Genomic DNA, 12,149 nt, shown 5'->3' on the forward strand with positions numbered 1-12,149 from the left:
GTCTCCTAATCATTAGGGGGAATACTCCCTCAGCGGGAGCGTTTCCCCGCTGGGAATGTAAGTGTTTAAACCAGTGCTTTTAGCTTATCCAGGTCGTATTTTTGACCTAACCAAGCCACCAATTGAGCTGGATTCTCGTGCTGCTCAAATGACGTTTTAAGCTGATCTAAACTCATGATGTCATCCAATGTCAGACCGTACTGGTCTTGTAACTGAGTAGACACCTCGTGTTGATATTGCAGCCAGGCCCGCTCAAAAGCGGTTTGCTGCAATGCCATGTTTGGAACAAACACCATGGCCGTTACCCAAGCTCCTTGTACGTCCGCATCTGCGATCAGCACAGGGTTCTTTGGGATCACGACACTATGTGTTGAGTACGACCGTTGTACTAACGTTCGACAACACGCCACTTCTGGTATCGATTCACTTTCAACCGCATCAGTCACACCACGAAAATGTGCTTCAAACTGCTTCAGTTGGCTGGGGTTATGGATGGTTGATTGCATAATTTCCTCTTACATAGTTCAGAGGACATGCGCCCTTTAGGGCGACATGCCCTCAAGGACGTTAAAAATAAAATGAGTTTGGTACAGTCGAACCAAGGTTTGGTCTGACGGTTGGTTGTGGTATTGCACATAAGTTATCTGGCTGAGCAGATACTGGCTGTGCGGGTTTAGGTTCAGGTTTGGGCATCAGTTGTCTGATATCCAATTGACCTTCACCGTGCATTCTCATCTTGTCTGGATCAGACAAAATTAAAATGGTCGCCATCAGTTCGTGATAGAGATTGTCTGTCACAGGGCCGGTCTTCGGCAGACGAACAAATAAATTGTCCATCGCTTCGACCATCGGCTGGACTCGATGATCCAGGAATGACAAACCATCCAACTTGTCTCTTAACCGCTTCAGAGGATTAAGGGCTCGCTGGCTGATTTGATTCTTACCTGCAACGGAACGCTCAAACAGTTCATTGGCATCACGAGCCACCTCCCTAAAGAGGGTGTGTCCCATGCCATTGACCTTGTCATCTAAGCCACCAGCTTGTTCAGCCGGTTGCATTCGATAGATGGCATAATCGAACTGAAGCCGTTGTTCCACATCTTCAATGGGTGACAGCGCACGCCGGATTGCATCTGCAAATTCCGGGTGTTTTGCAACCCAGTCAAACGTCACCTGATCATAGTTGTCCAAGAACAACTGCTTGCACTGCGCAAACTCCTGACCGATCCGGTCAAGCTCTGGAACAATCTGATCAATTCGGTCCTCAGGGACGGCATAGCCACCTAAAAACCGCACACCGACTTGCTCACACAAGCGCTGCGCTTCTTTCTTAAGCCTTTCAAAGTTCGCCAATGCCTCAGGGTCGCAAATTTTTTTACTCCCTAAGCTGGCAACATCCTTCGGTGGAAGTTGGCTGCCATTGGCTAGTCTGAAATCTTCAGGCCTTAGTTTTTTTCTACCGCTCCAGATGGAACAGTCGATGTGACAAATCAAAAGTTTGTCGAGGGTTTGAATACTCATAGTGCATCCTCATGCGAGATGGGGACGCACCACTCCCAACAGGAGCAATGGCCCCCGTTTTGGTGGTAGTAGTTGACGCGCTAATGGCAATACCACTATCAGAAATAGTAATTTTGCGAATCAGGCGACGATTGGTTGAGATCGATTTTCACAGGCATTAAGTCCAGTGCTTCAGCAATCGGGCGAACCCGCTCTAAATCACTACCTAATAGCCTCAATACATCTTTTTCCAACTTCAGTTGGTCGGATACTTCTATCCCTTCAGGACTCGCTACTGTGAGCGAACACAGAGGTGGTAATTGACGCTTAAAGGCCAGTAACAGCAACAATGGCCATGGGCCATCATCCGTGTTAACAATGCCAGCGCCTTCACCTGACACCATGCTGATTTGATTGGTACTAGGTAATCTGCTTTTGCAAAACCCTAATGACCATTCTCCAATCCTGACCTGGTTATCATCAATAACAGCCAAGCCATAGGCTTCAAGCAGCTTTGCCATATCGAACAACGCTTTTTGCGCCAGCGAGATTTGGCCATTGACGTCCTTGCGAGTACGAAACTCCCAACTGACGTTATTGGCGCACGCGACGCTATCTAGCGCATTTGAGAGTTCAAATGGCCGCCCTTGATGATCAATGCCGACTTGTCCAACCAATCGATAACCCTTGTTGATTTTCTCATTGATTCGTCGGTCTGCTTCAGCGTTAGGATCAGTCGAATCAATCAATCGCTGCTGCGACAATTGACCAGCTTTTCCAAACCGAACTTCAATCTCCTGGGTGTCTGATCCAACGTAAATGGCCCATTCTTTGGCTGTCCCATCAGAATGACTGTAACGGTAAAGAGCAAAGCACTTTTCCATCATCAATCCTCCCAGTGGTCACCGAAAACATCAGCGGCAATACGGTGAATGGCTTCACGTTGCTCCAACTCAGCACGAGCCGTCAAAGACCGAACCAGTGCATACTCCACTGCGTTAGGAGCGCCTTTAAAAGCAAGTGTTAACTTTGCCCAGCGCACCAAAGTCCGAGTGGACATGGTGATACTAAGCTCTGCACCGCCATCCGTACCCCCAATAAAAAGACGACGGATGTCACCAGCCACTTTCACCATTTTTTGGCGAAAGACTTCTGGCAAGCCAGGCGCAACGTTCTCCAGAATGGCTTCCTCTACAGAAGGCTCTGCATAGGTCGCTTCGATGATTCTAAAGCGATCAAGAAAAGCCAAATTCTGTTGGAGCACACCTTGATACAAGCCCGTTTGGTCACCGCTGCCCGCACTGTTGCCGGTTGCGATAAAACGAAACTTGGTATGTGGCATGATGATCTCTCCGCCATTTTGTGCGATGACCAACGGGGCACCTTCCAAAATGTCATTGAGTCCAGCCAGTTCAGCAGGCTCAGCAAGATCCATTTCATTAATGATCAGCAAATGGCCATGCTTTACAGCCAGTGCTAACGGTCCATACACAAAGGTCATGTTGCCATTAACCAGCGTGTGGTGACCAATAAGATCGGACAACTCCAATCGACCATGTGCAGTAATTTGCTGAACAGGCCAATTCAATCGAGAAGCAACTTGGCAAATTAGCGAGGTCTTACCGCATCCCGTGGGGCCTGTAATATACAAACCGTCACCGTCGGGGTTAGACAAGAACGCCAATACGTCACGTAAGTCTTCTTTTCTAAAAACATACTCGTCCTTGCGAACGGGAATGTTTGGATGGGTAGTGTCGGCACCAAATCCTTCCAGAACGAAAGCATCAGGAGCCGGAACATTAAACGCTTGATTCACTTGAACCAAAAATGGGGATTGTTCAGTCATGGTAAACCTCATCTGTTTTGACGAGGCCCCATGCCCCAACAGGGACTGAAGTCCCCGTCGGGTGGAGTGTTGATTGTGGTATGGCTGTGTATGTAAGAGTTCAGCTCGCTCTATCATTCGTACCCAGCATTGGCTACGAGTGAAACTGCTTTCTGATGCACTCGATATAAGCGCATGAGAAAGGAGCCGAAATCGGCTCCAAGTGAACGTTAAAAGTAAAATGAGCTCGGCGAGTCACCTGGCAGAACCAAGTTTTCTTGCTCAAGACTGATTTTGATTGGTGTTTCAACGGGCTGCTCTGGCTTATTGGTGCTAATGCGCAACCGCTCTTGTGGCGCTTTTCGGTAAGCGGCTAAAACCTGTTCATCCAGCTCGCCTAATTTATCGGTGGCCAATTGCTTATAGTCCACCGTACCTGCCATCATGTAGCGGCTGAGTTTGACCCCAGCATAGTCGGCATGAGCGTAGTTACCCATCATAGCGACCAATTTCGACTGAGCTTCTCGCATTTCCTCTTTCAAAGATTTAATGTGATTTTCCAGTCGAACCACTTCGGCATGTGCTGAGCAATACTGCCGAGACAGCGATGTCCAGCGGTATTGGGCTTCACCCTTGGGAACAAAACAATCTTGCTCAGGGCATTTTGACGGTTCTTTTTTAGTTTGAACTAACTCCCAAAACTGAAGCGCTGTTTCTTGCAATTCAGTTAAGAACGCAGCGTCTCGTTGTATTTCAAACTCAATCAGTTGATCCTCAAAATAGAATACCAACCAACCACGCGTGCTATTGGCGACCAGTATTTGATGCTGTACTTGCACCCAATACAACTGGTACGCCTCGCTTTGTTCTCGGTGAGCTTGCACATCCTCAAAAACTGACTGGCAAGGACATTTCAGTTCAACGGGTTCGCCCGCATCGTTGATGCCATCAAAGCTGGCTCGAAAGATTGCGTTATGATCGGCTTCTGCACATAACGGCAGAAGAAAGTCATTATGCGCATTCTCAAATGCTCGCCTTGCTTGAGGCTCCAACCGAATACCGCGAAGCACATTAGGATTATTCGACAGGTCTTCCGGTAATACGAATCCGGTTTTTTCTGCCCATAATCGCCAAGGTGTTTTGTAGGGTGAACGCCCCATAATAATTGGGGCTTCAGATGCCGTAACCCCTGCAATGCGCCACTGGTGCCATGCAGGAGTACGCTGTGATAGGTCGATAACCTTCATATTGCCTCCTTTGAGGGGAGACTCCCCCGAAGGAGAGAACTCCCCTTCAGGGTTAAGTGGTTACTTTGCAGCTTGTGCTAACGCTGTTTGGTGCTGAACAACACTTGCTTGAACCGAATCAATTGCCGCTTTACCGGCTTGAATCGAACCTACGACAAGGGCAACAACCAATACCAAGCGAAAAAGTGAGGCTGATTTAGTCATGGAAGATCTCCAAAAAAAAAGACGAGACCTTCCCCCTGACGGGAGAATAATCCCGCCAGGGTTCGTAAAATGAATGCGTGGCGCTAAGAACCTAAAGGCTGTGTGAGCGCTTTGGCTGCTTGTTGCTGTGCATTAAATATTTCTTGTTTCGCAAACGTCAGTTCAACACCTTGAAAATGTTCATTGGCATATTCCAATGCACTATTCCAAGCGTTTGAAGCTTCCGCCCGCTCGATAAGCTTGTAAACAAGCCCTCGGGTTCGATCATCAACTTGCTCGGGTGGAATCAACGATGGCTCAACAACGTGTGTTGCTTGGCCTTCGATAATTCGCTCCGCTTCGTCTTGATCGAAAATTCCCACAAAGCCAAACGCAATGCGGGAACACTGGATCATGGATTTATGTCTTAGCATTCGCTTAGTGTGCGTCTGCCATGGACCATCTACACGGTAAGGGCCATTTTTGCCGTTACCCTCAAAAGGCGGTCGATAGACTTCATCCAGATACTCAGTGATTTTGACTGGGTGCGAACGGTCCCGCCGATAGATAATGCATTCCATCCATTCAGGGCATTCTTTCGCGCCATCCAGTGAGACTTTGGTTTCTGAAGTCTTGAACTCCATGCCATCAAACTGGTCGTGTTGATTGATGATGCGAGACCATCCATCGACACCTACCACTGGAATAATTCCAGCTTGTTTATCAGGGAACGCAAAAATCTCTTTGGTGAAAGGGTTCAAGCCGTACTGATCTGCAACCACCAAGAGCGCCATCATCTGCTCATTGGTCGGTGCACTACCGTCACGTTGCTTGAATGCTGTTGCTTTTAGGGTATCGAACAACTTGTTTGGATCGACACTAAAGCGCTCAGCAAAGCGTTGGATTAGCTTTGGTTTTTCCATTGTGGACTCCGACAATCAAAGTGGGAGTCTGACCCTGACGGGAAAGTACTCCCGGCTGGGTTAAAGCGTTTTCGCTCGGTTAAAAATCTGGTTCAGGATAAGTTTGTGCCCAATTAGTTTGGGAGCCTGCATCATCCGCCGATGATGGCTCAGATGCTCTGTTCACACTATCAAGAAGCAGAAACTCGTCCGCGTCCACTTCGGTCAATCGATGCTTAGTGCCATCTTTCTCCCATGATCGCGTGCGCTGAGGCCCTTGAACAAAAAGCTTCGCTCCTTTTTGGATTAAATCTTTTGCCCTTAGCCCTAACTTAAATCCACCACGATCTCGAAAAACGACCCGATGCCATTCCGTATGCTCTTTGAGCTCATTGGATTGCCGGTCGCGCCATTTCTCAGAAGTGGCCAGCGAAATGCTGGTCACCAAATCACCTGATGGATAGGCTCGCGTCTCTGGCTCAGAGCCAACGTAGCCTATGAGTGTTACTTGGTTTTTCATGATGTTCTCCTTGTCTTAGTTGAACTCTGTGCACACAGTCGCTTCTGCCCGGCTGGGCAAAGAAGACTGACGACGCAGATAGGTTGGTATTTCGAGTAAAGCCATGTCGTACGGATGTGGCTCTTTGTAAAACGCAGATGTCAAACGGGGCATACCAGGAGCTTTAGGCACTGCCATTGGACGACGTTTTAGTGTTGGTGTGAGCAATCGCTTAATTTGAATAAGTACAAATCGAAACGGACGCACGCTTTGACGAGCAAGCAATCGCAAAAGCGACCAGCTCAGTTTTGCAAGCAACATAATGCCTGCGATTTGGATAATAAATCCGAAGATATATTCCATTGGTGACTCCTTATGTTGGTTTTGAAGGAGTCACCCCCAACTGGGGAAAACTCCCCCAGTTGGGTGGTGAAAAGGCGAACCGTAAGGAACGCATGGTTGAGCATGTAAACATGCAGGCTATTTGTTTAAGGAGGCTAGCTACCTCTTAGTACCACTGAGAATACTCAGCGGCGGGCTTCCTTTGAGCTCATGCTCTCAGGCGCAGATATTACTGAAACAGATCAGCAATATTTGATAGTCAGTGTAACCGTCTTATCCAGACAGGATAGTTAGAAAGATGCTCAATTCTTCCACCTAGCTGAAAGGCCATTACCTCACAGAGGATTAGGCTAGGGACTGATTATTGTCATATCAGGAGCAAACTTATGGCCCAAGCAAAACCCAATTACTCAAAACCCATCTTTGAACAATCATTCACAATTAACAGCTTACAGGCACAACGTGTCGTTGACCGTGTTTTTAGACGGACGGTCAGTGCGCTTTACGGAATCGATGTCATCCTGCGCATCATTGGCGATGAGAACGAAATTGATGAAGTGGAACAGATCATTAGCCAGTTGATCGAGGATTGCGCTAAAGCGGTAGACAGCGAACAAGCTCGTTTGGACAAACTGATGGAGTCCAACGGCATCGATGAAGTACCTGACTACACCGACCCGATTACCTTCAACGCAAAAATAAGCTCGCCTCAGGTTGGCCAGTTTGTTGGCTTAGTGCGCAAACTCGATGCATTGATGATCTCAATGGACACCCTCTGGTTATCTAGCGTGCTTAGCAACAAGCAACGTGTTGATGGCAACTACGCATGGCAACAGCGCATCATCAAACTTGCTCGGCGCATTATTGATATCGAAATTCGTGCACGAAAATCAGCCCAAGCTAAGGGTAAAGAAGCAGAAGTTGAGCAAGCGGTGCCTTCAACCGATGACGATATCACTGAAGAGGAAACAGATACCCCCTCCAACTAGCCAGCTAGGCTCCCATCACACTGCCCCTCTTGAAGGGGCTCTTCATCTTGCTGTATTTTCTATCAAAATCATTAAAATGAATTTAACTGTCATTTTTGGCCAATTTACATGAATAGAACTAATTTTCTCGTTACCTTCTTAATAGCGTTGTTCGCTATCCCTGCATTTGCAGAACACCCAACATCGTTCAGCCAGGCAAAACGATTTGCCCGAGAAATTTACCAAGACAACCAGAGTACGTTTTACTGTGGATGTAGCTATAACAATGATGGTGCGATTGATGCTGCATCTTGCGGATATGAACCAAGGAAGCAACCGAAACGAGGAGAACGCTTAGAGTGGGAGCACGTTGTCTCAGCTTGGGAAATTGGCCATCAACGCCAATGCTGGCAAAATGGTGGTCGTCGGAACTGTGAAAAGAATGATGCTGAGTTTTCTAAAATGGTGTCGGATCTCCATAACCTTGTACCATCTGTAGGAGAACTCAATGGGGATAGATCAAATTTTCGATTTGGCATGATTCCGAATGAACCAAGATCCTATGGTCAATGTGATTTCGAAGTTGATTTCAAAGACCGTCGAGCAGAACCACCAGCTAACCGTCAGGGTGATATTGCTAGAATTTATTTCTACATGCGAGATCAATACGGCCTAAGACTCAGTAGGCAACAAACTCAGCTATTTGAAGCTTGGTCAAGAATGGACCCTGTTGACGAATGGGAAAAAGTGCGTGATTTTAAGATTAAAACTATTCAAGGTAACTCTAACTGCCATGTGTCAAATAGCTGTTAATTGAAACTAGCTGAGACAAACTTGTTGGACAAGGTTCTTTTAGCGAAAATCAGATTAACATTACTAAAATTAATCTGATAGTCGGCAACTGCCAAAGTGGACGTTCGGATCTGACTCGCTTTTGAACCATCATCAGCTTTGTCGAATTAAGTCGAATTTTCAATCAATCGTAATTCCCCCAAATTTCTCTCGTATAGCGTCGTTAATATCTATGCATTTAATAAATTGTCAGAAAGGAACCCTAAGTCACTTTGGAAAGTACCCGTTTATCGAAATTAGCGTAATAGCCTATTGATTCGCACACCACTAATAGTTCACGCCACTCATCGCTTTGGAACAAATGCGCCATAGAAAGTTAATCTTATTCGTATTGTTAAGCATCTATTTGGCGCTAATTTGGCTGGTAAATTAATCTCTGTTTTGCCATTCTTCAACGATTGGCTGCCAGTTTACTTCACGAGGCTCACCTGTGGAGTTAGACCATACGTCCCAAAAGTCAGGATCATCAGACTGAGGCCTTTGCTCTTCACTAAGTTCTTTCATTCGAACTAACACCGGTAGTTCTGAAGCCCATCCGAGTAAAATTGCATGTCGAGATGGTAGCGATGGTAGCTCTCTTAATAGTCCCCTCATGTTATCGGGAACAAGCCTATGAACTTGTTCTTGGTCTCTATCATTGCTAATTCTGTGCAGTAAAAAAGTATTACATTGAGAAAGAACAGTAGGAGATAACTCAGAAGGTCGTTGGGATGATACTACTAGTCCCAAACCAAATTTACGCCCTTCGCGAGCGATTTTTTCAAATACTTTGCAGCACACATCAGAAACTGATTGACTCTCACTTTCTTCTTTGTATCGTTTGATAAATGTATGAGCTTCCTCTGCAACCATTACTGTTGGTAATGGTTTTCCATTCATCTTCCGATATCGTTGAAGAGCTTCAAAAGTCACTCTAGAGATTACTGCTGTTACAAGATGGATAATTTCATTGGGAACTAGTGATAGGTCGATAACAGTGATAGCACCATGAGTATCCTTCCCAAGAAAAGTATCTAGCCAATCAGTTAAACTTATTGGTTCCTCAGAATCTTTAGTAACTGCACTAATTCGGGTGTCACCTAGCATTGTGCGAATTCGAGTCAAAAGAAATTCCATGAACTGCTCAGTTCCCGTTTCTTGTGCTAAAGCTTCGAGATAGGCGACGAAGTCATCACCTTCAAAGCGAATAGGCGTATCTTCACTTTTCGGGAGAAGTTCTTGTTCATCACCACCAAGTGCAACATGAGCTTCTTTTAACTCAGAAATCAACTTATCAGTATCACTGACTTCAGGCTTAGCAGGCCACTGTGCTCCTCTTCTGGAAGATAGGTAAGTATTTATCGTGCTTATTACACTATTGAAAGGTTGGTTGTGGATTTTTTCGTTTAATGTTATGAGGCTAGTTTCCCATGACGTTAAACTTTCAACTAAGCCTTTGGCATGACCACCATTCACATATATCTGCCCTTGACTTGCTAGTTGCCTTATTGAAACTAAAAGTATTCCGCAAAAATGTTTTGCTTGAATTGTCACATCATCTTCTGACAACACATCATTTCTCATCGCCCTCAAAGCTCGTCGTAGTAATGGGAGTTGAACTTTTGAACTTGCCTGAGTGAACGCCCCCCATTCTGAACTGTTCCATAGCCATGATGGTACTTTAAGTTCTAACTCACCATAATCAGAGTTAGCCTCTACGCGCAATAAATTCCCCTTATATTTTGACTTTGGACCAAATGCTCGGCTGTACTCCCCGTTAGGATCAAGTATTATAAATCGAGCGTTCGGAGTTTGGCCCTGTTGTAAAACTGCGTCCAGTGACCATTGAATTAGTCCCGCCACAGAGCAAGATTTACCACTACCTGTGTTGCCTAAAACAGCTATATGTCGCCCAAAAAGCTTATCGGGGTCGATTTTTATTTCTGCATTGTTAGCTAGAGGACTATCTCCTATTTTAACCCTTCTGTTTTCACCTGATTCGATTATTGAGTTTAATTGTTGGTCAGTAGGTAAAAGCACTGAATCACCAACTGAAGGAAATGCATCTGTTCCTCTGGTGAATTTGAAACCATCGTTTTTTCTATCGCTTCTCAATGTACCAACGGGGTTGATACTGAGCTTTTTTAGAGGAAAAGGTAAGTCTATCAAGCCAAAATCTTGCAAGCCTCTTCTTTTGGGGTATGGCGAGTGTTCTACTGCGATCCACTCAACTTGACCAACTAGAAATCCATCATCACTGTTTATAAGCACATAACTGTTGATTCGAGGAAAGTTGCGAGGTGAGCCTCCTTGAAGAGAGACTGAGTCTGGGGAATCAATTTCTAAGGAAACTCTAATTTCACTAGGCGATACAAAACCAACGGTTCCGATTCGTAACTGTTCCAGTCTTTCTATAGGCAAGTAACTCATGATGTTACCTCGGTGGTAGTTGCATTACCTGAGTGTTCTGACTGGATAAAGCCTCGCTGTTTTAGTAATTCGGCCATCTTTATTGATGCTTTATCTATGGCTGGTTTAGGTAGATAGTTATCAACCAAAGTTTTTAGATCCCCCAAATGGTCACCCATTAGTAAAGTGATTTGAGCTTTTCTTCCACTTTTACCAATGAAGTTCATAATTCTTTCTAGCGGATCTCCGAAAGCAATGATGACTAGATGGGTAGATGGAACGGTAAGCATATCTTCAATTACTCTGTTTATATGCTCATCACCAAAGCTATAGCCATACGTGACTAATGTACTGTTTGGACGGCTAGTCGCTGCTGCTAAGTCTCTAAATAACTCTACATAGGGGTACTCAGCGGTTTCTCTATCTTTGACTGAATTAGGGTAAATCATAAGTTGTTCATAACTATCGCTTTCGTGCCCCTCTGCTTCTAGAAACGGTTCAACAGAGCGAGCTCCAAAAGGTAGGCCAAAGCGCCTAATCGCACCATCTTGTTCGTGCCAATCTAGAGAACCGTGAAGTTTGGTAAAACGTGCCACTCCTTCCAAATATCTTGGTTCACCACGTATTCCCGGAGGGTTATAGTGATAATCAACTTCTAATCTTGAGGATCTAAAAACGGGAGCAATACTTCCAACAAAACGGTCTATGAGTCTTAAACCAGCAAGTTCAGCACCAACCTCGATAATTCGGTCATAGTTCGTTGTAAAAATATGCAATCTGTCGCGTGTAGCGGTTCTACTTGCAAAGCTCATTAAGAAACTCACAAGATAATTGAAAGTTTCCTCTTTTCGTTTTTTTTCAGCACTTTTAATTAAGTGTTCTCCTGTACTGACAGATTTTGAAAACTCACCTAGACATCGAGACAATTCCCCCTTAATTGCAGCTAAATCAGCTTTTAGGTCTCTATAGGCTGCATATGGAGCCGGGGGGTTTTCAGGTTGCGGGCTATCCAACACTGTTAAAATTTCAAGACCTTTGATAAGTTCATTAATAGCTCTAATTTGATCTTCTATATTTCCTTGTGCGCGACCAGCCGATTTGGCAGCTTTTGTAGCGAATTCATTTATTTCGCTTTGACAGACCGCTAGATCACTGATCCACCCCATTCCAACGGGTGGCACGCCTGTAGCCGACATTTGAATAGACGTACTTAAACCCGCACCGATCAATAGATTTAAATGTTCGGATTGAAAAAGTGCTGTTAACCAAGGCTCAATATTTTGGCGTAATTTCTCTATTGATATTTTAGAACCCTGTTCTCCCCATGAAGTATTCGTTGATAGGATAAAAGGATAAGAATCACTTTGCTCATTGGAGTTTGGTGTTAGCTCAATAATATCAGGAACACTGCCAACTTTAATTTGCTGAATAGTCATAAATACA

13 protein-coding genes are annotated in these 12,149 nt (G+C 45.2%); 2 read left to right on the top strand and 11 right to left on the bottom strand.

From position 1 onward, the window contains the following. Positions 1–65: 65 nt before the first annotated feature. The 9 genes from GTH24_RS17060 to GTH24_RS17100 all read right to left on the bottom strand — a co-directional run bounded on the left by GTH24_RS17060 (position 66) and on the right by GTH24_RS17100 (position 6,519). Entirely contained in the window at positions 66–506 is a 441-nt protein-coding gene (locus tag GTH24_RS17060) for a hypothetical protein (protein WP_164526750.1), read from the bottom strand. Between the two features lie 61 nt (positions 507–567). Beyond that, positions 568–1,521, bottom strand: a complete 954-nt coding sequence (locus tag GTH24_RS17065; RefSeq protein WP_004249385.1) for a DUF3150 domain-containing protein — start codon at positions 1,519–1,521, stop codon at positions 568–570. Between the two features lie 98 nt (positions 1,522–1,619). Further along, on the bottom strand, positions 1,620–2,387 hold the full coding sequence (locus GTH24_RS17070) for a hypothetical protein (RefSeq protein WP_004249383.1): 768 nt from the start codon (positions 2,385–2,387) through the stop codon (positions 1,620–1,622). Beyond that, on the bottom strand, positions 2,387–3,346 hold the full coding sequence (locus GTH24_RS17075; protein ID WP_004249382.1) for an AAA family ATPase: 960 nt from the start codon (positions 3,344–3,346) through the stop codon (positions 2,387–2,389). Before GTH24_RS17075 ends, GTH24_RS17070 begins: the two co-directional genes overlap by 1 nt. Positions 3,347–3,555: 209 nt before the next feature. Then, positions 3,556–4,572: a YqaJ viral recombinase family protein gene (locus tag GTH24_RS17080; protein ID WP_004249381.1), complete on the bottom strand. Its 1,017-nt coding sequence runs from the start codon at positions 4,570–4,572 to the stop codon at positions 3,556–3,558. Positions 4,573–4,632: 60 nt separating this feature from the next. Continuing rightward, positions 4,633–4,776, bottom strand: coding sequence for a hypothetical protein (locus tag GTH24_RS17085; RefSeq protein ID WP_000167275.1), 144 nt, complete (start codon positions 4,774–4,776; stop codon positions 4,633–4,635). Positions 4,777–4,859: 83 nt separating this feature from the next. Further along, positions 4,860–5,678 carry a phage recombination protein Bet gene (gene bet, locus GTH24_RS17090; protein ID WP_004249379.1) on the bottom strand — a complete coding sequence of 273 codons (819 nt, stop codon included), beginning with the start codon at positions 5,676–5,678 and terminating at the stop codon, positions 4,860–4,862. A gap of 79 nt (positions 5,679–5,757) precedes the next feature. After that, positions 5,758–6,177: a single-stranded DNA-binding protein gene (locus GTH24_RS17095; protein ID WP_004249378.1), complete on the bottom strand. Its 420-nt coding sequence runs from the start codon at positions 6,175–6,177 to the stop codon at positions 5,758–5,760. Between the two features lie 15 nt (positions 6,178–6,192). Beyond that, a complete protein-coding gene (locus GTH24_RS17100) occupies positions 6,193–6,519 on the bottom strand; it encodes a hypothetical protein (RefSeq protein WP_004249377.1) in 327 nt (108 codons plus the stop codon). Positions 6,520–6,884: 365 nt separating this feature from the next. Between GTH24_RS17100 and GTH24_RS17105 the strand changes: the two genes are divergently transcribed. Then, on the top strand, positions 6,885–7,487 hold the full coding sequence (locus GTH24_RS17105) for a hypothetical protein (protein WP_004249374.1): 603 nt from the start codon (positions 6,885–6,887) through the stop codon (positions 7,485–7,487). A 108-nt stretch (positions 7,488–7,595) separates the two neighbouring features. Next, on the top strand, positions 7,596–8,279 hold the full coding sequence (locus tag GTH24_RS17110; protein ID WP_004249373.1) for an endonuclease: 684 nt from the start codon (positions 7,596–7,598) through the stop codon (positions 8,277–8,279). A 408-nt stretch (positions 8,280–8,687) separates the two neighbouring features. On the opposite strand, the gene GTH24_RS17115 is transcribed toward GTH24_RS17110, so the two are convergent. After that, positions 8,688–10,727: an ATP-binding protein gene (locus GTH24_RS17115; RefSeq protein WP_004249372.1), complete on the bottom strand. Its 2,040-nt coding sequence runs from the start codon at positions 10,725–10,727 to the stop codon at positions 8,688–8,690. Beyond that, positions 10,724–12,142 (bottom strand): SIR2 family protein, encoded by a 1,419-nt coding sequence (locus GTH24_RS17120; protein WP_004249371.1) that lies wholly within the window; start codon positions 12,140–12,142, stop codon positions 10,724–10,726. Before GTH24_RS17120 ends, GTH24_RS17115 begins: the two co-directional genes overlap by 4 nt. Positions 12,143–12,149 lie beyond the last annotated feature (7 nt).

Source organism: Proteus vulgaris (assembly GCF_011045815.1).
In the GTDB taxonomy this organism is placed as follows: domain Bacteria; phylum Pseudomonadota; class Gammaproteobacteria; order Enterobacterales; family Enterobacteriaceae; genus Proteus; species Proteus vulgaris_B.